Source organism: Bacillus sp. AFS029637 (genome assembly GCF_002584985.1).
Lineage (GTDB): Bacteria > Bacillota > Bacilli > Bacillales > Bacillaceae_G > Bacillus_A.
In genome coordinates, this window is the sequence record NZ_NUPZ01000040.1 from 280,460 (window position 1) to 302,146 (window position 21,687).

General features: G+C 36.2%; 25 protein-coding genes. 7 read left to right on the forward strand and 18 right to left on the reverse strand.

All coding sequences use genetic code 11. The features are described from left to right. Positions 1-18: 18 nt before the first annotated feature. From pyc to COE49_RS22300, 3 genes are all read right to left on the reverse strand, one after another. Positions 19-3,465, reverse strand: coding sequence for a pyruvate carboxylase (gene pyc, locus COE49_RS22285; RefSeq protein ID WP_088230206.1), 3,447 nt, complete (start codon positions 3,463-3,465; stop codon positions 19-21). A 334-nt stretch (positions 3,466-3,799) separates the two neighbouring features. Next, positions 3,800-4,978: an FtsW/RodA/SpoVE family cell cycle protein gene (locus COE49_RS22295; protein ID WP_088230207.1), complete on the reverse strand. Its 1,179-nt coding sequence runs from the start codon at positions 4,976-4,978 to the stop codon at positions 3,800-3,802. A 128-nt stretch (positions 4,979-5,106) separates the two neighbouring features. Continuing rightward, on the reverse strand, positions 5,107-5,391 hold the full coding sequence (locus COE49_RS22300) for an Fpa/YlaN family protein (RefSeq protein WP_088230208.1): 285 nt from the start codon (positions 5,389-5,391) through the stop codon (positions 5,107-5,109). Between the two features lie 155 nt (positions 5,392-5,546). Between COE49_RS22300 and COE49_RS22305 the strand changes: the two genes are divergently transcribed. Next, a complete protein-coding gene (locus tag COE49_RS22305) occupies positions 5,547-6,044 on the forward strand; it encodes a molybdopterin-binding protein (RefSeq protein ID WP_088230209.1) in 498 nt (165 codons plus the stop codon). A 37-nt stretch (positions 6,045-6,081) separates the two neighbouring features. Here COE49_RS22305 and COE49_RS22310 read toward each other — a convergent pair whose 3' ends face one another. Continuing rightward, positions 6,082-7,410, reverse strand: coding sequence for a PhoH family protein (locus COE49_RS22310; RefSeq protein WP_000358079.1), 1,329 nt, complete (start codon positions 7,408-7,410; stop codon positions 6,082-6,084). Positions 7,411-7,656: 246 nt separating this feature from the next. After that, a complete protein-coding gene (locus tag COE49_RS22315) occupies positions 7,657-8,112 on the reverse strand; it encodes a pyridoxamine 5'-phosphate oxidase family protein (protein ID WP_088230210.1) in 456 nt (151 codons plus the stop codon). 145 nt (positions 8,113-8,257) lie between these two features. On the opposite strand from COE49_RS22315, the gene COE49_RS22320 reads away from it, so the two are divergent. Continuing rightward, positions 8,258-8,458: a YlaI family protein gene (locus COE49_RS22320; RefSeq protein WP_001995040.1), complete on the forward strand. Its 201-nt coding sequence runs from the start codon at positions 8,258-8,260 to the stop codon at positions 8,456-8,458. Positions 8,459-8,493: 35 nt separating this feature from the next. Here the strand turns inward: COE49_RS22320 and COE49_RS22325 are convergent, their stop codons facing one another. The 3 genes from COE49_RS22325 to typA all read right to left on the reverse strand — a co-directional run bounded on the left by COE49_RS22325 (position 8,494) and on the right by typA (position 11,089). Continuing rightward, entirely contained in the window at positions 8,494-8,769 is a 276-nt protein-coding gene (locus COE49_RS22325; protein WP_088230211.1) for a hypothetical protein, read from the reverse strand. A 14-nt stretch (positions 8,770-8,783) separates the two neighbouring features. Then, entirely contained in the window at positions 8,784-9,086 is a 303-nt protein-coding gene (locus COE49_RS22330) for a YlaH-like family protein (RefSeq protein WP_000893656.1), read from the reverse strand. Between the two features lie 158 nt (positions 9,087-9,244). Continuing rightward, positions 9,245-11,089 (reverse strand): translational GTPase TypA, encoded by a 1,845-nt coding sequence (typA, locus tag COE49_RS22335; protein WP_088230212.1) that lies wholly within the window; start codon positions 11,087-11,089, stop codon positions 9,245-9,247. 140 nt (positions 11,090-11,229) lie between these two features. Here typA and COE49_RS22340 point away from each other — a divergent pair, with 140 nt between their 5' ends. Further along, a complete protein-coding gene (locus tag COE49_RS22340) occupies positions 11,230-11,409 on the forward strand; it encodes a DUF5325 family protein (protein WP_071746871.1) in 180 nt (59 codons plus the stop codon). Positions 11,410-11,454: 45 nt separating this feature from the next. Here COE49_RS22340 and COE49_RS22345 read toward each other — a convergent pair whose 3' ends face one another. Together COE49_RS22345 and COE49_RS22350 are read right to left on the reverse strand one after the other, a co-directional pair. Then, positions 11,455-12,246 carry an inositol monophosphatase family protein gene (locus COE49_RS22345; RefSeq protein WP_088230213.1) on the reverse strand — a complete coding sequence of 264 codons (792 nt, stop codon included), beginning with the start codon at positions 12,244-12,246 and terminating at the stop codon, positions 11,455-11,457. Positions 12,247-12,334: 88 nt separating this feature from the next. After that, entirely contained in the window at positions 12,335-12,523 is a 189-nt protein-coding gene (locus COE49_RS22350; protein ID WP_001250169.1) for a hypothetical protein, read from the reverse strand. A 206-nt stretch (positions 12,524-12,729) separates the two neighbouring features. Here COE49_RS22350 and COE49_RS22355 point away from each other — a divergent pair, with 206 nt between their 5' ends. After that, positions 12,730-13,356, forward strand: coding sequence for a YktB family protein (locus COE49_RS22355; protein ID WP_088230214.1), 627 nt, complete (start codon positions 12,730-12,732; stop codon positions 13,354-13,356). Positions 13,357-13,437: 81 nt separating this feature from the next. On the opposite strand, the gene COE49_RS22360 is transcribed toward COE49_RS22355, so the two are convergent. After that, complete coding sequence (locus tag COE49_RS22360) at positions 13,438-13,707, reverse strand: UPF0223 family protein (RefSeq protein ID WP_000456542.1); 270 nt, start codon at positions 13,705-13,707, stop codon at positions 13,438-13,440. Between the two features lie 367 nt (positions 13,708-14,074). On the opposite strand from COE49_RS22360, the gene speA reads away from it, so the two are divergent. Further along, a complete protein-coding gene (gene speA, locus COE49_RS22365; protein ID WP_140417320.1) occupies positions 14,075-15,547 on the forward strand; it encodes an arginine decarboxylase in 1,473 nt (490 codons plus the stop codon). Between the two features lie 480 nt (positions 15,548-16,027). Next, positions 16,028-16,858, forward strand: coding sequence for a protein-glutamine gamma-glutamyltransferase (locus COE49_RS22370; RefSeq protein ID WP_088230216.1), 831 nt, complete (start codon positions 16,028-16,030; stop codon positions 16,856-16,858). Positions 16,859-16,895: 37 nt separating this feature from the next. On the opposite strand, the gene COE49_RS22375 is transcribed toward COE49_RS22370, so the two are convergent. The 4 genes from COE49_RS22375 to COE49_RS22390 all read right to left on the reverse strand — a co-directional run bounded on the left by COE49_RS22375 (position 16,896) and on the right by COE49_RS22390 (position 17,876). Continuing rightward, positions 16,896-17,024, reverse strand: a complete 129-nt coding sequence (locus tag COE49_RS22375; RefSeq protein WP_088230217.1) for a GapA-binding peptide SR1P — start codon at positions 17,022-17,024, stop codon at positions 16,896-16,898. Positions 17,025-17,069: 45 nt separating this feature from the next. Continuing rightward, on the reverse strand, positions 17,070-17,198 hold the full coding sequence (locus COE49_RS22380) for a GapA-binding peptide SR1P (protein WP_000536789.1): 129 nt from the start codon (positions 17,196-17,198) through the stop codon (positions 17,070-17,072). 59 nt (positions 17,199-17,257) lie between these two features. After that, positions 17,258-17,386 (reverse strand): GapA-binding peptide SR1P, encoded by a 129-nt coding sequence (locus COE49_RS22385; protein ID WP_000536778.1) that lies wholly within the window; start codon positions 17,384-17,386, stop codon positions 17,258-17,260. 193 nt (positions 17,387-17,579) lie between these two features. Further along, complete coding sequence (locus COE49_RS22390) at positions 17,580-17,876, reverse strand: DUF3055 domain-containing protein (RefSeq protein WP_000462035.1); 297 nt, start codon at positions 17,874-17,876, stop codon at positions 17,580-17,582. A 132-nt stretch (positions 17,877-18,008) separates the two neighbouring features. Between COE49_RS22390 and COE49_RS22395 the strand changes: the two genes are divergently transcribed. After that, entirely contained in the window at positions 18,009-18,401 is a 393-nt protein-coding gene (locus COE49_RS22395) for a DUF1885 family protein (RefSeq protein WP_088230218.1), read from the forward strand. A gap of 1 nt (position 18,402) precedes the next feature. Here the strand turns inward: COE49_RS22395 and COE49_RS22400 are convergent, their stop codons facing one another. From COE49_RS22400 to pdhC, 3 genes are all read right to left on the reverse strand, one after another. Next, the gene (locus COE49_RS22400; protein WP_000858996.1) at positions 18,403-18,630 is read right to left on the reverse strand and encodes a hypothetical protein; all 228 of its coding nucleotides are present in this window, start codon (positions 18,628-18,630) and stop codon (positions 18,403-18,405) included. A gap of 302 nt (positions 18,631-18,932) precedes the next feature. After that, a complete protein-coding gene (lpdA, locus tag COE49_RS22405) occupies positions 18,933-20,345 on the reverse strand; it encodes a dihydrolipoyl dehydrogenase (RefSeq protein WP_088230219.1) in 1,413 nt (470 codons plus the stop codon). A gap of 5 nt (positions 20,346-20,350) precedes the next feature. Continuing rightward, positions 20,351-21,640: a pyruvate dehydrogenase complex dihydrolipoyllysine-residue acetyltransferase gene (gene pdhC, locus COE49_RS22410; RefSeq protein WP_088230220.1), complete on the reverse strand. Its 1,290-nt coding sequence runs from the start codon at positions 21,638-21,640 to the stop codon at positions 20,351-20,353. Between the last annotated feature and the right edge of the window lie 47 nt (positions 21,641-21,687).

Here is a 21,687-nt window from a genome sequence, read left to right on the forward strand (position 1 = left end):
CACAGCCCATTTTTTATTTTAATGATCTAATTCAATAAGTAAGTCACCTGTTTGAATCGCGTCTCCATCATTTACATATACTTTCTTCACCTTACCATTGAACGGCGCTTGAACTGTCGTTTCCATTTTCATCGCTTCCGTAATTGCCATAGAATCGCCTTTTCTCACTTCATCGCCTTCTTTTACAACTACTTTAATAACCGTTCCTGGCATTGTTGCACTAATATGGTTTGGATTTTCACGGTTTCCTTTCATACGTTGGGCAACTGTCGCTTTCACACTTTCATCTTTCACAACAATTTCACGTGGTTGACCGTTGAATTCCAAGTAAAGAACACGATTCCCATCCGGCTGAGGTTCTCCAATTGATACGAGTTTAACCATCAATGTTTTACCTTGTTCAATTTCCACATCAATTTCTTCACCTAGTCTCATACCATAGAAGAATGTCGGTGTATCAAGCACAGATACATTTCCATAGAGCTCAGCAACTTTTTCGTAGTCCATAAATACTTTCGGATATAATGCATATGCAACTACATCAAAAATCGTCACTTCGCGTCCGAGTTTATGGAATAACTCTTCTTTTAAAGCATCAAAATCTACTGGCTCTAGTAATTCACCCGGTCTTACTGTTAAAGGCTTTTTCCCTTTTAAAATAATTTCTTGTAATTCTTTCGGGAAACCACCGTATGGTTGTCCTAAATCTCCTGAGAACATTTCAACAACAGATCCTGGGAAGTCCATAGAATGTCCACGTTCTAAAACATCTTGTTCTGTCAGGTGATTTTGAACCATAAATAATGCCATATCACCGACAACTTTAGATGATGGTGTTACTTTTACAATATCTCCAAACATATCATTCACACGGCGATACATTACTTTCACTTCATCAAAGCGATCACCTAAGCCAACCGCTTTCGCTTGTTGTTGTAGATTACTATACTGTCCACCTGGCATTTCGTGCATATATACCTCTGTATGAGGGGCATTCATACCACTTTCAAACGGTGCGTAGTATTTACGTACATCTTCCCAGTAATGAGATAGTTTTTCTAATGAATCTATATTAACGTCTGGCTGTCTTTCGTTTCCACCTAATGCATAGTATAGCGTGTTCGCACTTGGTTGTGACGTTTGACCAGCCATAGAACTTACTGCTACATCTACAATGTCAACGCCTGCTTCAATTGCCTTCGTATACGTTAATATACCATTTCCACTTGTATCGTGTGTGTGCAGGTGAATCGGAATCGATACTGTCTCTTTTAATGCTGAAACTAGATCATATGCTGCGTTTGGTTTTAGTAAGCCCGCCATATCTTTAATTCCTAATATATGAGCTCCTGATGCTTCTAACTCTTTTGCTAAGTTTTTATAATAATTCAAATCATACTTGCTACGTAGCGGATCATGAATATCCCCTGTGTAACACATTGTCGCTTCTGCGATTTTACCAGTATCTCGTACAGCATCAATCGCAACTCTCATACCTTCAACCCAGTTTAAGCTATCAAAAATACGGAACACATCAATTCCAGCTTGAGCAGAACACTCCACAAACTTTTGAATTAAGTTATCTGGATAGTTTTTGTAACCAACTGCATTTGAAGAACGAAGTAACATTTGGAATAAAACGTTTGGCATTTTTTCACGAAGATCTAGTAATCGTTCCCATGGATCTTCTTTTAAGAAACGATAGGCAACATCAAACGTTGCACCGCCCCACATTTCTGCTGAGAATAAGTTTGGTAACATTCTCGCTGTTGGTTCTGCAATTTGATGTAAATCTTTTGTACGAATACGAGTTGCAAGTAATGATTGATGTGCATCACGGAATGTTGTATCAGTTAATAGTACACGTTTTTGATCTTGTACCCATTTTACTAATCCATCCGCTCCACGCTCATCCAAAATTTGTTTCGTCCCATTTTGGATTGGCTCTGAGTGTTTTACGTTCGGTATACGAGCATCATGGAATATTGGCTTCTCTTTTTTTCCTACTCCCGGGAATCCATTTACTGTTACTGAACCAATGTAATTTAACATTTTCGTTCCACGGTCTTTACGTTTTGGGAACAAGAATAGCTCAGGTGACACATCAATAAACGAAGTATCATATTCTCCTGATAAAAAGTTTTTATGTTTTACTACATTCTCTAGGAATGGAATATTTGTTTTTATACCACGAATACGGAATTCTTTTAAGTTACGTTCCATTTTTGCAGCAGCTTGTTCAAAAGTAAGCGCCCAAGTTGTAACTTTTACAAGTAAAGAATCATAGTACGGTGTAATAACTGCACCTTGGAAGCTATTACCTGTATCAAGACGCACACCAAAACCACCGCCTGATCGATACGCCATTATTTTCCCTGTATCTGGCATGAAATTATTTAGTGGGTCCTCAGTCGTTACACGAGATTGGATTGCAAATCCATGAACAACCACTTCCTCTTGCTTAGGTACACCTACTATCTTACTATGTAATGCATGCCCATCAGCTATTAAAATTTGCGATTGAACGATATCCACTCCTGTAACCATCTCTGTAATCGTATGTTCTACTTGAACACGTGGATTTACTTCAATGAAATAGAACTCATTATCTTTTACAAGGAATTCCACTGTTCCTGCGTTTAAATAGTTTACATTTTTCGTTAACTTTACAGCAGCTTCACAAATACGCTGACGCAAATCATCCGAAAGTGATACACTCGGTGCAATTTCTACAACTTTTTGATGACGACGTTGTACAGAACAGTCACGCTCGTATAAATGAACAACATTGCCCTCTTCATCTGCTAAAATTTGTACTTCTATATGTTTAGGTTTTTCAACGAATTTTTCTACATATACTTCATCATTACCAAAGGCTGCTTTCGCTTCTGACTTCGCTCGATTATACGATTCTCTTAATTCTTCACTCGTACGTACAATACGCATACCACGACCGCCACCGCCAAGGGACGCTTTAATAATAATCGGGTAATCATACTTTTCAGCAAATTCTACGACTTCTTCTAGTGAATTTACCGGACCATCGCTACCAGGAATAACTGGTATTTGTGCTAGCTGCGCTTGTGTTCTTGCTTTAACTTTATCTCCAAACATATCTAAATGCTTACTTTTTGGGCCGATAAAGATAATCCCTTCTTCTTCACAACGTTTTGCGAATTGAATATTTTCTGACAAGAAACCATATCCAGGGTGGATTGCATCTACATGATTACTTTTCGCAATCTCAATAATGCCCTCAATATCTAAATAAGCATCAATTGGTTTTTTTCCTTCCCCAACTAAATAGGACTCATCGGCTTTATAGCGATGATAAGAACCACTATCCTCTTTCGAATAGATTGCAACTGTTTTTAATCCAAGTTCCGAACAAGCTCGAAACACACGAATTGCAATCTCTCCACGGTTAGCTACCAATACTTTTTGAATACGTTGCAGCTTTGTCATGATTTTCCCCCTCTACTTTCCTACCACTCTAGAGATAAAATATATACACACTCTAAAGAGCGTGAAGTTCTTCACTTTCCACATTATATTATACTTAGAAAGCTTCACTTTATTTTTATCCATCATACCTTATTTTTTAACAAATGATAAGTTTTCTGATCAATTTGTTTCACAAAAATAGTATAGCATACCTCTTCCTTTTCTAACAACCTAATTGTATATCACATTCATTTAAATGTGATATATTTTTTTAGTATAAAAACAAATTGATACATCATATTTGGAATTTGTTAAAAACAAAAAAACACATTGTGCTCTAAAGCACAATGTGTTTTTATTTTACAACTACAAGATGCGGGCCACCTTGTTCTCTTTCTATCATTAACTCATTCTGTTGTTGCTCTTGCCGTTTTACATGACTAGCAATATTCAATAATATCCCCATCGCAAGTAAATTAGCTAATAAAGAACTACCACCGTAACTAACAAACGGTAAAGGTACTCCTGTCAGTGGTATCAATCCAGACATCCCACCAACATTAATAAACGTTTGAACTCCAAACAAGCCCGCGATGCCAATCGCAATTAAACTTCCAAATGGATCCGCACACTTTTGTGCAACTCTAAATGTCCGAATAATAATAAGCAATAAACAGATTAAAATAATAGCCACACCTATAAAACCAAGTTCTTCAGATATAATTGCCATTATAAAATCCGTTTGCGGTTCTGGTAAGTAGCCATACTTTTGCACACTATTTCCTAACCCTCTACCATTTAACCCACCTGAAGCAATTCCAATAAATGAATTTACTAATTGAAATCCATCCTTTTGAGGATCATTAAATGGATCAAGAAAGACTGAAAAACGTGCCTTTTGATACGGATTTAACACATAGCTTCCTAGAAAATATAGTGCCGGAATCCATAGTATAGAAGTTAAAGCAATTCGTTTAATCCATAAATTAACATTAACTCCCGAACAAAGAAACATAATTCCTACGGTTCCCATAATTAACAAATCGGTACCTAAGTCATTTTGCTTTAAAATTAAATATATGATAAAACCAACACCCAAAAGGATTGGTCCCGATCCTTTAAAAACAGGCGTATTCGTTTCTTGCTTTTTCGCAAAAAAATTCGCCAATATAAGGATCACTGTTATCTTTACAAATTCTGCAGGCTGGATTCCAAATACCCACCCATTTGCGCCGTTTACTGTCTTAGTAAAAAAAGCTGCTGCTGCTAATAATGCAACACTAATAGCATAACTCCCTAATAAAAAGATCCGTTTCCTCCAAATTTTATATGGGATAATAGCAAGAATTAGTAGTACAATTGTCCCAACAGCTAAAGTAAATAATTGTCTTTTAAAAAAGAAGTTTGCTGGTTTATCAAATCTCGAAATCGCAACAATGGAACTCGAACTATATACCATTATAACTCCCAGCACACATAAGATAACAAGAGGAAGTAACAATGAATAATCCATTGATTTCCATAATTTTTTCATTTCATTTCCTCTCTCTGTTTCAATTTAATTATTGTTGTATTCCATATGTATATAGGTTCTTCCTGCTTTATTATACAAATAAAAAGCTCAAACTAATTTAGTTTGAGCCCCCTTATTTGAACCCGTTATTATTGTTTGTTTGTAAATGCTTCATGAAGTGCAGATAACTCACGTTCGAGCTCACCTAACATTGCTTTCCCTTGTTCTTCTGCAATAAGACCAAGGCGAACTGCAAAATCGACCTCGCGGGATAGTCCAAACATTTGTGTGTCTAACACTTCTTCATATAATGGACATTGCGGCATTGTAAGGTGGTCCATTTGCACCTTAATAAGTCTTAAAATCTTCTCCGCATCCGCTTGTAGAAGGGCTAGTGCCTTTTCCTGATGATTTGCTACTGTCTCAGACGCCAAATTGATTCCCTCCGTTTCCGTCCTACTCTCCTCTATCCTATCTATTAATATTAGCGATAGTTTTAACAAATTGCAATAGAAACATTTTTTGTGACAACAGTGTCTAATACTATTATACTGAAAAGTGGGAGTATAACACAAATGGGGGAACAACGATGAGCGAAATTTTATTTATTAACGGAAAAGTACGTTTTCCAATCACTATCGATCCAACTGTTTGGATCTTTGATGATCGAAAAGTAGATTTGACAACTTACTTTGATGAAACTAGAGAAAACATATCTGAACTAGAAACTTATTTAAAAAACACTTCTGAACATTGGGATCGTGAAATCCGTGATGGTGCTGTTTTTCCACCGATACAACAAAGTGTAAAGAAATATAAAAAAGAACAGTTGATTACCGGAACATTCGGTATACCCTTCCATCCATTTCTTGCCAACGCCGATATGGATGCGGACGCTACGCAAGTCGAAATTGAAACAGTAGATCATACACTGACGCTTCCGTTAGAAACTGTCAAAAATGCAATTCTTGGCTTTTCAAAAGAAGGAAAGCCATTAAAAGAAGATGGACCTGTGCATCTATATTTCAATGATGGATCTAACAGACAAAATCCGATCCGTAACATCCGTAAATTTACAATTATTTAAAGTGTATAAAAAGGAGTGAGCATATGCTCACTCCTTTTTATAATAGATCGGCTGCAAGTTGAGCTAAATTAGAGCGCTCCCCTTTCACAAACTTCACATGACCACTAATTCGTTGCTCTTTAAATTTCTCCACAACGTAAGTTAACCCGTTATTATATTCATCTAAATACGGATGATCAATTTGCTGAGGATCTCCCATTAATACAATCTTACTTTTTTCTCCTACCCTTGTTAGTATCGTTTTCACCTCATGCTTTGTTAAATTTTGCGCCTCGTCAATTATAATGAACTGATCCGGAATACTTCTTCCGCGTATATACGTAAGGGCCTCTACTTCAATCGAGCCCATTCCAGCTAAAATAGCATCTAATTCCCCTGGCTTTTTCGTATTAAATAAATACTCTAGATTATCAAAAATCGGTTGCATCCATGGTCTTAACTTTTCTTCTTTTTCTCCTGGTAAATAACCGATATCTTTTCCGACTGGAACGATTGGTCTTGCAACAAGTAATTTTTTGTATAACCCTAAATCTTCCGTTTGCATTAATCCCGAAGCTAACGCAAGTAACGTTTTTCCTGTACCAGCTTTCCCCGTTAACGTTACAAGCGGAATATCTTCGCGAAGCAACAATTCTAATCCCATTATTTGTTGCACATTGCGTGGTCGTATTCCCCATACTTGCTCATTGTGAAAAATAAGTTTCTTCACTTTCTTACCTAAGTGATCCACAATTCCAAGTGCAGAACTAGAACCCCCTAGCGCATCTTTCATCACCACAAACTGATTTGGATAAAAAGGATGATTTGCAATTTCAGATAAAGGTAATTCACCTTTTTCATAAAAATAATCCAATTGTTCTTTTGATATATACCCTTCTAAAAATCCTGAATATATATTATCTACTTCAATTACGCGATCACTTAAATAATCTTCAGCCTTCAATCCAATTGCATCAGCTTTTACCCTTACGAGCACATCTTTACTTACTAAAATAACAGACTTCCCGTCCTCTTTTTCTTGTTCTTCTAAAGATAGATTTTTTGCTACAGCTAAAATTCGATTATCATTTGTTTTCTCTACGAAAATATCTTGTAGTTGAACAAATGAACGGTGATTTAATTCAATACGAAATGTACCGCCGTTTTCTAGCGGAATACTTTCATGCAGCTTTCCTATTTCACGAAATTTATCTATTAACTTAGATACATAACGAGCATTTCGTCCTACTTCGTCCATATAACGTTTCTTTGAATCAACCTCTTCTAATACAACTGCTGGAATCACTACTTCATTGGTTTCAAATGAAAAAATAGATAAAGGATCCTGCAAAAGTACATTCGTATCTAACACATAAATTTTATCCAACCTGTTACCCCCTGACTCCACTTTTAAATTTGTAGAACAAGGGTTTCATCCATAAAATATGGACGAACCATTGTTATAATTATATGTACCGTATAAACGAGGTAGAATCGAAATTTATAGCCATTAAACCTTTTATTTATTTTTTATTCATTTCTATTCAATATATTACTTTTAATTATAATTATTAACATAAAATCACAATAACCGATTACAAAAGTTAATAACTGACTTTTTTATTTATCACATTTATAATTCTTTCATCCCTACCAACACTTGATTATCCAGTTTTTTCGCTGCCCGAAGATCGTATGTTTTTTCATATGTTGGTTCAATTGCAAGTTTTGCTCCATAAAACATCACATCACGTACTTCTTGCACATTTACTTCTATTACAGTTAATTTTAGAGGAATGCCTTCCATTCTATCTGTCAAAATTTCACCAGCACCACTTATGGAAAATACGGATCCATTCGCCATTATAGTCAATACTACTCCTGTATTGTGCCTTATATTTTCCACAATACGTGAACGTTGATCTACCGCAAATCGAATACTAGTTTCACTCAATGCATACACCCAAGAAATAGCACTTACGTTAGGGACTTGTTTTTCGAAATCTGTCGTTGCTACCATAACAATACATTCTTTACGTAACGTTTGTACTAAATCATCTGTTAATGTAGGCTCTACTACATTCGCCATATTTCCACCTCCAAATATACTTGATATATCCTTATCATAACTTATTTTTCGAATTGCGAAAATATTATTTTTTCCTGCTATTATTCAAAAACATTACACTTCCATGATATACTTATACTGATAGAATCTGTATTGAGGTGACGAAATGAGAGTCAAATGTATGATTTGTGATAAAAAAGATATGTTAGATGATGAAAATCCTATGGCAAAAAAACTGCGTAACCGCCCTATTCATACATATATGTGCATGGAATGTTCGGAACGAATTGCAGAGCGTACGATGGAACGTCATGCAAGTGGTAATTTCCGATTATATCGTGATAAAAAAGTTGAAGACGATTGGTAAAATATAAATAAGTCCTTATCTATATGATTAAGGACTTATTTATATTTTTCAGGTTCACGATTCATTTGATCCAAGAAACAATCAATAGCTTCTAATGGAAATCTTGCAGATTTTCTTTCCCCGTTCTTTTCATATGTAATTAAATACATTTCTTCGTTCTTTTTAACTTCCACATTCTTCAATTTATGTTCTTCATATATCATATTTTGAAATAACAAATACGTTTCTTTTGCAGCACTATCATCTGGACGTGCTTCCGCAACTGTTTTAATTGTTAACCAATTATATAATGCATCTTGTACTGAACGCATAAAACTTCGCCTCCTCACCCTGCTTTTTGTTGTCTTGCTTGACGTAAACGTAATCTATAAATCCCAAGTACAATTGCCGCTACAACAAGCCCCTCGCCAACAGGTAAAAAAACTGCAAAGAAAGTTAACACGGTGCATCCAATCGCTAACGATATATATATCACTATATTTTTTATTATCGATAGCTTTCTTGCAAAACCTAAATTATACACAAGTGCACTTAATATAATAATGATGCCATACAGTAACCACATCCCTAGTTCTGGATTTTCATCAACTTTACATAATTTCGCGAAAAACGACATTCTTTCTAACATCATTCATCCCCCTTTCTCACAAAATACAAATTTTATTTATGTACTTAATACAAGAGTAACCCGCAAAAAAAATACTGTCCACAAAAAAGAGTAAATATTCTAAAAAATACAGATAAAAAAGAACAGCTACCCTAACTAAAGGTAGCTGTTCTAATATTTTACGCTTCTACAGATTTCTTTTTCTTAGCAGCTCTTTCGCGCTCGCTCTTATCAAGAATCTTTTTACGTAGACGAATTGATTCTGGAGTTACTTCACAGAACTCGTCTTCATTTAAGTACTCTAATGATTCTTCTAAAGTCATTAGACGTGGTTTTTTCATTGTTGAAGTTTGGTCTTTCGTTGCAGAACGAATGTTAGTTTGTTGTTTCATTTTTACAACGTTAACTGTTAAATCGTTCTCACGTGTATGTTCTCCTACAATCATACCAGCATATACTTCTGTACCTGGTTCAACGAAGATTACACCGCGATCTTCAACTTGCATAATACCGTATTGTGATGCTTTTCCTGTTTCAAGTGAAACAAGAACACCTTGGCGACGTCCACCAACTTGACCAGCGTGTACTGGTTGGTAAGAATCGAATGTGTGGTTTAAAATACCGTAACCACGAGTTAATGTTAAGAATTCTGTAGTATAACCAATTAAACCACGTGCTGGAACCATGAAAGTAAGGCGAACTTGACCATTTCCATTATTCACCATATCTAACATTTCACCTTTACGTGCACCCATTGATTCCATAATAGAACCAGTGTATTCTTCAGGTACATCAATTTGTACGCGCTCTACAGGCTCACATCTTACGCCATCAACTTCTTTAATAATTACTTCTGGCTTAGATACTTGTAATTCGTAACCTTCACGACGCATGTTTTCAATTAAGATCGATAAATGCAATTCCCCACGTCCAGATACGATCCATGCATCAGGAGAATCTGTATTATCTACACGTAAACTTACGTCTGTTTCTAATTGTGAACGAAGACGCTCTTCAATTTTACGAGAAGTAATGTATTTACCTTCACGACCTGCAAATGGGCTGTTATTTACAAGGAATGTCATTTGTAGTGTTGGCTCATCAATACGTAATAATGGTAAAGCCTCTTCATGCTCAACCGGACATACCGTTTCACCTACGTTAATGTCTTCCATACCTGAAACAGCTACTAGATCTCCAGCTTTTGCTTCTTCAATTTCTTGACGTTTTAATCCAATGTAACCAAATAATTTCGTTACGCGGAATTGCTTCACGCTTCCGTCTACTTTCATTAAAGCAACTTGTTGTCCTACTTTCATTGTACCGCGGAATACGCGTCCAACCCCAATACGCCCAACATAGTCATTGTAATCAAGAAGTGCTACTTGGAATTGAAGTGGCTCTTCGCTGTTATCAACTGGTGCTGGAATATGTTCAATAATTGTGTCAAACAATGATTTCATATTCTCTTCTTGATTTGCTGGATTTGAATCTAAGCTTGCTGTTCCGTTCATTGCTGATGCAAATACTACTGGGAACTCTAATTGATCTTCGTTTGCACCAAGTTCGATGAATAAATCGACTACTTCATCAACTACTTCATCAGGGCGAGCGAAGTCACGGTCAATTTTGTTTACAACAACGATTGGAGTTAAATTTTGCTCAAGAGCTTTCTTTAAAACAAATCGTGTTTGTGGCATACAACCTTCATATGCATCAACAACAAGTAGAACACCATCAACCATTTTCATGATACGTTCTACTTCTCCACCAAAGTCAGCGTGACCAGGTGTATCTAAAATGTTAATTCTTTTATCTTCATAGTGAATCGCAGTATTCTTTGCTAAAATTGTAATACCACGTTCTCTTTCTAGATCGTTTGAGTCCATTGCGCGTTCTTCAATATGTTCATTCGCACGGAACGTCCCCGCTTGACGTAATAACTGGTCAACAAGTGTTGTTTTACCATGGTCAACGTGGGCAATAATTGCTATGTTTCGTAAATCTTGTCGTTTTTTCAACATGTCCAACTCCTAATGTCTTTTTAATCCTTCTCTATTATAAGAGCGAAGGGGATACAATGGCAATCAAAATAAAATCAAGAATGAAAATATAGTTGTATTCTTACTTTTGTGAAAGTAAAATGAGATTGGAGGGTGAAGAAATGGAACACATTCAATATCGCTTTTTATTAACCGCAATTATCGGTGTTATTTTCTTAATTGGTATCGGTATTATGATTGCTGAAAATAGCCCCATCGGTGTTATTATTTGCATTATCGGCACATTTGTTACAGTTGGATACGGTTTTGTAACAAAAAGAAAAATGCGTAAATCGCAATAACGTTAAAAAGTAAGAAGCTTCTTTAATAGCCTCTTACTTTTTTTGTTATTGCGATACGAATGGTAATATTTCTTCATATACCCTTGGTTTTCCAACTAACACACTGCTCTTCTCTACGATAGAAAGTGGCGTTCCGGAGAATGTTGTCACCTTTCCTCCAACTTCCTCTACGATTATTTGTCCCCCACCAAAATCCCATGGTGATAATCTCGGTGTTACATATGCATCTATTCTTCCCGTTGCAACGTATACCATTTCTAATGCTGCACAACCATATGACCTCGTACCTCTCGCTTTCTTAACAAGTGTCATCATTTTTTCCATATTAAGCAATGGGTTGTCGGTAAGCCATATTGCATTTAGAGCAATGATTCCTTGCTCTACTGTACCTTCTTCCAACATCGGAATAGATACACCATTACAAAAAGCCCCTCCCCCCTTTACAGCATGATATAGTTCATCATGAACTGGATCATAGATTAGACCAATTCTTCCGATACCGTTCTCATAAATTCCAATTGAAATTGCGAAATTTCTTTTTTGATGAACAAAGTTCATCGTGCCATCAATTGGATCAATTAACCAAACAACCCCATCAGATGAAGTAACCTCATCTCCGTAACCTTCTTCGCCTAAAATATAATGGTCCGGGTATGTTTCTTTAATTTTCCCAATTAAAAACTGCTCCGTTTCTCGGTCCATATTCGTTACTAAATCCGCTGCATTTGATTTTGTTTCTATAATAAGTGCTTTTTTCATTGATAACATTAAACGCTCTCCTGCGTCTCGAATCCATTGTTTTGCATGTGTATCAATGTCTTTCCATACCTCGTGCATGTTTAAACACTCCGATCTTTACTGTTCACAGAAAAAACGAACCCTTTATAAGGTTCGCACCAACTAATTTTTTATACATATACTATTATTACGCTTCTAAACGAATCATTTCAAGTCTTAACACTTCTAACTTTTGTACACACTCTTCTTTTTTCTGATTATCGTTTTCCATCATCGCATCATATAAAGTTGCTAATTCATAATCTAGCTCCAAACGTAGCACCGGAATTCTCTTTTCAGCATCTGTTCTCTTTAACGCATTAATCACCTGTCTCATATTATTTGCCTCCTCCCAATATTCGTTTGCCCTCGGACTAGAATTAATTCAATTTTCTGATTTTTTGTTTTATACTATACTATGTTGGATAAATCATCTATGCAACAAAATTATATTTTTTTATATAAATTTTTTTGTGCTGTTTTTTTTATGAATAGTACAAGCTATGCTAAAATAAAAGCAAAATAGGAGTTGGAGGAACAATCATGACACTACAAACATTCAAATCAACTGATTTTGAGGTCTTTACAGTTGATGGTCTCGAAGAACGAATGAGTGCAATTAAAACGAATATTCATCCTAAGCTAGAAGCTTTAGGGGAACAGTTTGCAGAGTATTTATCTAAACAAACTGATGAAAATTTTTTCTATCATGTGGCAAAACATGCCCGTCGCAAAGTCAATCCACCAAACGATACTTGGGTTGCTTTTTCAACAAATAAACGCGGATATAAAATGTTACCACATTTCCAAATTGGGTTATGGGGTACTCATGCCTTCATATACTTTGGTTTAATCTATGAGTGTCCACAAAAAGTGGAGACGGCTCACGCCTTCTTAGAACATTTAAATGATTTAAAAACAAATATTCCAAATGATTTCGTTTGGTCCATTGACCATACTAAACCAAGTGTAAAATTGCATAACACGCTTGAAATAGAAGACTTACAAAAGATGATTGAACGTTTAGCTACCGTGAAAAAAGCAGAATTATTAGTTGGTATTCATATAGCACCAGAGGAGTTTTCAGCAATGACCAACGAACAATTCCTTGCTAAGATTGAATCTACGATGCAATCACTCCTTCCTTTATATGCACTTTGTAATCGATAGTAGAAAACGGACAATTTATATTGTCCGTTTTTAGTTGTTATCACATTATATCACTTCGGTTTTTATTTTTCAAAATATTTTTTACATTTTCACAAGCTTTTGTTCTTCGACTTCTTTTGCCCTTTGAATGGCACGATATATAGAATACCCACTGACCTCTTGAAATTCTTTATCAATTTTCTTTTCTTCTGCTTTCGATGGAACAATCTCTTTAAAACGACGATATAATCCCATTAATTCTTCTCTCATAATTCCTTTTTCATATGCTTTCTCAATTGCTTCATAAAACTTCACAATTGCAACCATTTCTTCATTTGACCAATCATAATCTAACGGATATTGATATTCCATTTCGCACCTCATTTATCATTTCTTCTTGTTTCAATATGCTATATTAAAGAGATTTTTTCTTCTTCACTATAGACACTTTGCATTATACACTATTTATTCATTTCAATGGAATCGCCTTCCTCTCTTCATTAGTTGAACCTAAATATTAAACATACACACCTTAAAAATATTTTTTTCTATACATCTATAATTATTGGTGATATAATGCTTTTGTTTTATAGAAAATAAAGTGAACCTTCCATCTCAAAAATGATTTTGCGAATGGCAGAAAAACAAGTCTCATTCTAAAAAAGAACTTAACTGTTTTAGAGCGAGATTATATAAAACAAACTATACTAAATATTATGAAGAAGAAGGGGTGTATAGATTGTCCCAATACGAAACACCATTGTTTACCGCTTTAGTTGAGCACAGTAAGCGAAATCCAATTCAATTCCATATTCCTGGTCATAAAAAAGGACAGGGCATGGATCCTACATTTCGCGAATTTATTGGGCATAATGCATTAGCAATTGATTTAATTAATATTGCGCCGCTCGATGATTTACATCATCCAAAAGGTATGATTAAAGAAGCACAGAATTTAGCCGCCGCTGCGTTCGGTGCAGATCATACTTTCTTTTCTATTCAAGGTACAAGTGGCGCAATTATGACAATGGTGATGAGCGTTTGCGGTCCTGGTGACAAAATCCTAGTACCACGAAACGTGCATAAATCAGTAATGTCAGCTATTATTTTCTCAGGTGCAAAACCGATTTTCATGCATCCTGAAATCGATCCAAAACTTGGAATTTCACATGGAATCACAATTCAATCTGTCAAAAAGGCACTTGAAGAGCACTCAGATGCGAAAGGCTTACTTGTTATTAATCCAACATACTTTGGCTTTGCTGCAGACTTAGAACAGATTGTACAATTAGCACATTCATACGATATCCCTGTACTAGTCGATGAAGCTCATGGTGTCCATATTCATTTTCACGATGAATTGCCAATGTCAGCGATGCAAGCCGGTGCAGATATGGCAGCAACAAGTGTTCACAAATTAGGAGGCTCTTTAACTCAAAGTTCTATTCTTAATGTGAAAGAAGGCCTTGTGAACGTAAAGCATGTCCAATCTATTATTAGCATGCTTACGACTACATCAACTTCTTACATTTTGTTAGCATCACTTGATGTTGCTAGAAAACGTCTTGCTACAGAAGGAAAAGCGCTCATAGGACAAACTATACAATTAGCTGAACATGTTCGTGATGCTATAAATGCTATTGAGCATCTTTACTGTCCTGGAAAAGAAATGTTAGGTACGGACGCTACTTTTAACTATGATCCTACAAAGATAATTGTATCTGTAAAAGATTTAGGTATTACCGGTCATCAGGCTGAAGTATGGCTTAGAGAGCACTATAATATTGAAGTAGAACTCTCAGATTTATACAATATACTATGTCTTATCACTTTGGGAGATACAGAAAGTGATACAAATACACTTATTGCAGCATTACAAGATTTAGCAGCAACATTTATTAATAGGGCGGATAAAGGTGTTCAAGTACAAGTAGAAATTCCGGAAATTCCGGTGCTAGCACTTTCTCCTCGAGATGCTTTTTATTCAGAAACAGAAGTCATTCCATTTGAAAATGCAGCGGGTCGTATTATAGCTGATTTTGTTATGGTTTATCCACCAGGGATTCCAATCTTTACTCCGGGGGAAATTATTACACAAGATAACTTAGAGTATATTCGTAAAAATTTAGAAGCAGGTTTGCCTGTACAAGGTCCTGAAGATATGACATTACAAACATTGCGCGTTATTAAAGAGTACAAGCCTATCATTTGATAGGCTTTTCTTTCACCCTTTTTTCCTTTTTTTCATACGATACTAAAGAATTTGTTACTCCCACCCTGAATGGGTGCACTAACGTCATTGGGATTCTTGCTACAAAAGTCGAAGTCCATCTCTAGTATCGCTGACGTGCAAGATTGCGGTTTGCCATCACAACTCTCACAACAGGCCTTATAGGTTCGTAAAATACTGTACTACCACCATACCGTACAGATTCGTATCCAGGTATTTTAGCGCCTTATTCTTGACGACACATATCATTTTACCGATAGCGTGAATTCGACATGATACCCTTTTGCAAGGAACACATTGGAGTTTTAAAGACTTGTACTTCTCTATAGGTAATGTATACCAAATATATAAATGTTTTCTATGAACAAGCGATACTTTCATCCCATGCCAAAAGGCGGACTAAAGTCCTAAATGGGCTTTCACGTATCGCGAAATCTGCAGCATATAGGTGGGGATACCATTATGATTGTAATAGGCCGTTCTATTGTACACCCTTATATCACAAATGAATATGAGCCATTTTCAGCTGAGAAGCAACAAATTTTATCCATAATGGCGGGAAATCAAGAAGTTTATTCCTTCCGAACAGCTGATGAACTCAGCTTTGATCTAAATTTGCGCGTTAATATTATTACCTCTGCACTAGAACTTTTTCAAAGTGGATTTCAGTTTCGTACGTTTCAACAATCCTTTTGTAACCCCAAGTTTTGGAAAAGAACATCACTAGGAGGATTTCAGCTCCTTCCAAATATTCCATCTTCTATCGCCATCCAAGATATTTTCAAAAACGGTAAACTATATGGTACTGAATGCGCAACCGCTATGATAATTATTTTTTACAAAGCTTTACTGTCATTATATGAGGAAGAAACTTTCAACCGCCTATTTGCTAACCTTTTACTTTATACATGGGATTACGATCAAGATTTAAAGCTCATAACAAAAACGGGAGGCGATCTTGTTCCAGCCGATCTCGTTTACTTTAAAAACCCACAAGTGAATCCATCTACGATCGAGTGGCAAGGAGAAAACACAATCTATCTAGGGAATTTCTTTTTTTACGGACATGGCGTAGGTGTAAAAACAAAAGAAGAAATTATCTACTCATTAAATGAACGACGAGTCCCTTACGCTTTTATTTCAGCTTTTTTGACTGATACGATTACTCGTATTGATAGCCGTCTAATGAGTCACTACGCTTCTCAAAACACACCACAAACAGCCATAGGGTTTATTCCAATTAGAGATGATGCAATCGTTGCAACAGTTGGCCATACAACTACAATTTATTAAAAAGAGCGCCTACATATGTAGGCGCTCTTTCTTATTATTAAGCTTTTGTATGTTCTTTATGGTTACATTCGCAATGCGATCCACATTTCCCATATAGTACTGTTGTTTTTTCATCTTCAAAATGTGCGATTGTTCCTTCACATACTTGGCATACGATTGTTCCCATTTTTCATTTCCCCCTGAGTTCTAATAGTAATCTACTTATTTATCATTAAGCTTTCGCGTTATCTCTACTAGCACAGTCACAATTTGTTCCACATTTCCCGTAAAGCACTGTTGTTTTCTCATCTTCAAAATGCGCGATTGTTCCTTCGCATACTTGACATACGATTGTTCCCATTTTTCATTTCCCCCTAAGTTTATGGTCCTAAAAACTTTTAGCTGTCCATTTCCTATCAATTATTGGGCTTTTGTATGCTCTGTGTGATCACATCCGCAAGATCCACATTTCCCGTAAAGTACCGTTACTTTCTCATCCTCAAAGTGTGCAATTGTACCTTCACAATCTTGACATACGATCGTTCCCATTTTCCATTTCCCCCTAAGTTTATAATCCCAAAAACTTTTGTAACCGCTTAACTTTCTGTCTTTATTTTAATATGTTATACTTTTTACGTCAATAGGTTTTTAGTATAACACATTAAATATTTTAAAATTTAATTAGTATGCGATATTCATACAAAAAACAGCCGTATTCATACGTACGACTGTTTCTCGTTAATTATTCTTCATACTCCGCATGTAAAGAAGTAGATGGCACAAGAAATTTGAAAAACTGAGCTAACTCCATTGCTTCCTCTTCCGACCCTAACTTGAAAATTTCCTGCATATATTGAACATTCTCCACATCATCTTGTCCAAGCAAAGTAGACCTTCCCGTCTGCATACAAACAATGAGCGGTTTTCCAAAAAACATATTTGTATAAATAACCCCAAAATCATAGCGCGTATCATGTGTCATAAACCCTAAAAATCGTACCTTCACACTTTCATGCTCATCATACAATTTTTCAAACATCGGTTTCCACCTTTCTAGATCACCTTTCCTACTCATACTATATTAAACAAAAAAAGTAATACTCCTTTTAATTGTCAAAAAATTCAGTAGGATGTAGAATGATAGTATTCTACTAAATTAGGGGGAACTTATATGCAACATGCCTTTATTACGCTTGTACCTAATTCCAATCAACAATCTGTTTCAATAGAAGATGTAAAACACCTTTTTCACAACTATAAAACCGTCACTTCCAGGACTGGTGAGCAAATTAATTATGATTATACAAATACAGCTTTTCCTTATGAAATATTGGATACATCAAAGACAACGTTAAAACTCCAATCAAGTCACGATCGATATGATTCGATTTATGTAGGAATCGGAATAGAAAAAGAGCAATCTTTCATTCAAATTTCTTTACCTACTACAGCGACATTTGGAGATAAAGGAAAAGCAAATGAATTTAGTCGTTTTCTAGCGAAGAAGTTAGAAGGAGAGTTACAATTATTTAATGGAAGAACAATGTATTTCTACAAACGTTAATTTAAAAACAAAAATAAATGATGAGAAAAACCATACTATTTGTGCAAGTAAGAAATATTGCTTTTCTCCTTGCACTTAGTATGAAATACGCTATCACATACGCTAAGTAAACAAATATGAGAAAAAGAAAAATTTTATAATGAAGTTTATCACGACTTGACAATAATAACACTGCTGAAAATCCACTCCATAAAACTAGATGTAAAAATGAAACTAGCGTAGTTTTCATAGCGTTACCTCCTCATATATCCCTTCTATTATATAATTCAGCCTGATCCTCTCTATATTTCAAAACATGCTTCTATGTGTATCAATTATTTAAAACTTTTATTCTCTATTCTTCTAGTATTTTTTAGGCTCATAACTATTTATATGCAAAACAAACTGTATGTTGTCATTATTACAAATTCTTATGTAAATGCGACTTATCCTTTATTCATACAAGAATTCAAGCAAATAGCATTTATTAATCCAAGTTTTTCGGCAAATAAAAAAGCGTCTCTAAAATTTAAGAGACGCTTTTTTCATTATTTATTTTACAATGTGAATTGGCATTCCAAGAGCAACTTCAGCTGCTTCCATTGTGATTTCACCTAATGTTGGGTGAGCATGGATTGTTTGAGCGATATCTTCAGCTGTCATTCCAGCTTCGATAGCTAAACCAATCTCAGAGATAATATCAGAAGCACCTGCACCTGCAACTTGAGCACCTACAAGAAGACCATCTTCTTTACGTGTTACAAGTTGTAGGAAACCGTCAGTGCTGTTTAATGATAACGCACGACCGTTTGCAGCGAATGGGAACTTAGATACAGCTACAGTCATTCCTGCTTCTTCTGCTTGTTTCTTAGTGTAACCAACAGATGCTAATTCTGGATCAGTGAAGCATACTGCAGGAATTCCGATGTAATCGATTGCTGATGCATGGCCACTAATTGCTTCAACAGCTACTTTACCTTCGTAAGAAGCTTTGTGAGCTAATGGTGGTCCAGGAACGATATCACCGATTGCATAGATGTTTGATACGTTTGTACGGCATTGCTCATCGATTTCGATGATGCCGCGGTCAGTCATTTTAACTCCAACTTGCTCAAGACCGATTTCTTGAGTATTTGGACGACGACCTACAGTTACTAATACGTAATCTGCATCTACAGTTTGGATTTCACCGTTAACTTCGAAGCTAACTTTTACGCCAGTTTCTGTTTCTTCAACGCCTTTAGCCATAGCTTTTGTATGGATGTTTACGTTACCTTTCTTTTGAAGAGCACGTTTAACAACAGAGCTCATAGCTTTTTCGAAACCAGCTAGTATTTCGTCGCCAGCTTCTACTACAGTAACTTCTGTACCGAAGTTAGCATATGCAGTACCTAATTCCATACCGATGTAACCGCCGCCGATTACAACAAGTTTTTTAGGAATTTCAGGTAAGCTTAAAGCGCCTGTAGAGTTGATAACACGTTTAGAGTATTTGAATCCTGGAATTTCGATTGGTGTAGAACCAGTTGCAAGAACAGCATTTTTAAACGTGTAAGTTTGAGCTGCATCTTCAGTCATTACGCGTAATGTGTTAGCATCTACGAAGTAAGCTTCACCGCGAATGATTTCAACTTTGTTACCTTTAAGAAGGCCTTCAACACCGCCAGTTAATTTCTTAACTACGCCGTTTTTCCATTCTTGAACTTTTGTAAAGTCAACTTTTACGTTCTCTGCAGTGATACCCATGTCATCAGAATGCATTGCATTCTCATAACGATGACCTGCATTGATTAACGCTTTTGAAGGAATACATCCAACGTTTAAGCATACGCCACCAAGGTTAGCTTTTTCGATGATTGCTACCTTTTGACCTAATTGTGCTGCACGAATTGCCGCAACGTATCCACCAGGACCTGCACCAACAACGACTGTATCTAATTCAATTGGGAAATCTCCTACTACCATTGTTATTACGCCTCCATTACTAATAATTGTGGGTCATTCAATAGACGTTTAATTTGGTTTAATGCTTTTTGAGCAGTTGCGCCGTCAATTAAACGATGGTCAAAGCTTAAAGATAATGCTAATACTGGAGCTGCAACAATCTCACCGTTTTTCACAACTGGTTTTTCAGCGATACGGCCGATACCAAGGATTGCTACTTCTGGGTGGTTGATAACTGGAGTGAACCATTGTCCACCTGCAGAACCAATGTTTGTAATTGTGCAAGAAGCACCTTTCATTTCAGCAGGAGCTAGACGACCTTCACGTGCTTTACCAGCAAGATCATTGATCTCGTTAGAAATAGTGAAGATAGACTTGCGATCTGTATCTTTAACAACTGGCACTAATAGACCTTTGTCTGTATCAGCTGCGATACCGATGTTGAAGTAATGTTTGTGAACGATTTCTTGAGAAGCATCGTCTAAAGCAGTATTCAACATTGGGAATTCACGTAATGCAGATGTTAAAGCTTTTACAACGTATGGAAGGTAAGTTAATTTAATACCTTTGTCAGCTGCTACTGCTTTGAACTTCTTACGGTGAGCAACAAGCTCAGTTACATCAACTTCATCCATTAATGTTACGTGAGGAGCTGTATGTTTAGAGTTAACCATTGCTTTCGCAATCGCTTTACGGATACCACTCATTTTCTCACGAGTTTCTGGATATTCACCAGCTGGGATTGGTTGTGCTTTTGGTGCTTCTTCTTTTGCTGCTGCTGGAGTAGCTTCTACTGCTGCTGGAGCCTCAGTTGCTGCTACTGTTTGTCCACCATTTGCAAATGCATCGATGTCAGCTTTCACAACGCGGCCGTTCTTACCAGAACCAGCTACTTTATGGATGTCTACACCTTTTTCACGAGCATATTTACGAACAGATGGCATAGCGATTACGCGCTCATTTACTACTTCTGCAGTTGCTGCTGGAGTAGCTTCCGCTGCTGGAGCTTCTACTGCTGCTTCTTCAGCTTTTGGAGCTGCATCATGGTCGTCACCTTTAAATTTAAGGTTTTCGTATCCAGGAGCATCAAATTTAATTAATGTATCTCCTACAATTGCAACTGTTCCTTCTTCTACAAGTACTTCAAGTACTTTACCTTTAACAGGAGAAGGGATTTCTACTACTGCTTTATCATTTTGTACTTCAAGAAGTACATCGTCTTCATTTACTTCATCGCCTGGTTTAATAAACCATTTTACGATTTCACCTTCGTGGATACCTTCACCGATATCTGGTAGTTTAAATTCAAATGCCACGGAATTCAGCCCCCTGATTCATTTCATTATTATAGAATATGTACAAA

What these genes read in the sequence shown, in the direction of transcription:
- COE49_RS22380 (WP_000536789.1), bottom strand. Translation starts at nt 17,198, where the DNA reads ATGGGAACAATCGTATGTCAAGTATGCGAAGGAACAATCGCGCATTTT.
- COE49_RS22385 (WP_000536778.1), bottom strand. Translation starts at nt 17,386, where the DNA reads ATGGGAACGATCGTATGTCAAGATTGTGAAGGTACAATTGCACACTTT.
- COE49_RS22330 (WP_000893656.1), bottom strand. Translation starts at nt 9,086, where the DNA reads ATGTTAGAAAGAATGTCGTTTTTCGCGAAATTATGTAAAGTTGATGAA.
- COE49_RS22350 (WP_001250169.1), bottom strand. Translation starts at nt 12,523, where the DNA reads ATGAGACAGGTGATTAATGCGTTAAAGAGAACAGATGCTGAAAAGAGA.
- typA (WP_088230212.1), bottom strand. Translation starts at nt 11,089, where the DNA reads ATGTTGAAAAAACGACAAGATTTACGAAACATAGCAATTATTGCCCAC.
- COE49_RS22390 (WP_000462035.1), bottom strand. Translation starts at nt 17,876, where the DNA reads ATGTTTGAAAAATTGTATGATGAGCATGAAAGTGTGAAGGTACGATTT.
- COE49_RS22295 (WP_088230207.1), bottom strand. Translation starts at nt 4,978, where the DNA reads ATGAAAAAATTATGGAAATCAATGGATTATTCATTGTTACTTCCTCTT.
- COE49_RS22400 (WP_000858996.1), bottom strand. Translation starts at nt 18,630, where the DNA reads ATGAAAACTACGCTAGTTTCATTTTTACATCTAGTTTTATGGAGTGGA.
- COE49_RS22355 (WP_088230214.1), top strand. Translation starts at nt 12,730, where the DNA reads ATGACACTACAAACATTCAAATCAACTGATTTTGAGGTCTTTACAGTT.
- COE49_RS22315 (WP_088230210.1), bottom strand. Translation starts at nt 8,112, where the DNA reads ATGGCGAATGTAGTAGAGCCTACATTAACAGATGATTTAGTACAAACG.
- COE49_RS22395 (WP_088230218.1), top strand. Translation starts at nt 18,009, where the DNA reads ATGCAACATGCCTTTATTACGCTTGTACCTAATTCCAATCAACAATCT.
- COE49_RS22375 (WP_088230217.1), bottom strand. Translation starts at nt 17,024, where the DNA reads ATGGGAACAATCGTATGCCAAGTATGTGAAGGAACAATCGCACATTTT.
- COE49_RS22345 (WP_088230213.1), bottom strand. Translation starts at nt 12,246, where the DNA reads ATGCACGAGGTATGGAAAGACATTGATACACATGCAAAACAATGGATT.
- COE49_RS22305 (WP_088230209.1), top strand. Translation starts at nt 5,547, where the DNA reads ATGAGCGAAATTTTATTTATTAACGGAAAAGTACGTTTTCCAATCACT.
- lpdA (WP_088230219.1), bottom strand. Translation starts at nt 20,345, where the DNA reads ATGGTAGTAGGAGATTTCCCAATTGAATTAGATACAGTCGTTGTTGGT.
- COE49_RS22370 (WP_088230216.1), top strand. Translation starts at nt 16,028, where the DNA reads ATGATTGTAATAGGCCGTTCTATTGTACACCCTTATATCACAAATGAA.
- COE49_RS22320 (WP_001995040.1), top strand. Translation starts at nt 8,258, where the DNA reads ATGAGAGTCAAATGTATGATTTGTGATAAAAAAGATATGTTAGATGAT.
- COE49_RS22340 (WP_071746871.1), top strand. Translation starts at nt 11,230, where the DNA reads ATGGAACACATTCAATATCGCTTTTTATTAACCGCAATTATCGGTGTT.
- pyc (WP_088230206.1), bottom strand. Translation starts at nt 3,465, where the DNA reads ATGACAAAGCTGCAACGTATTCAAAAAGTATTGGTAGCTAACCGTGGA.
- COE49_RS22325 (WP_088230211.1), bottom strand. Translation starts at nt 8,769, where the DNA reads ATGCGTTCAGTACAAGATGCATTATATAATTGGTTAACAATTAAAACA.
- COE49_RS22360 (WP_000456542.1), bottom strand. Translation starts at nt 13,707, where the DNA reads ATGGAATATCAATATCCGTTAGATTATGATTGGTCAAATGAAGAAATG.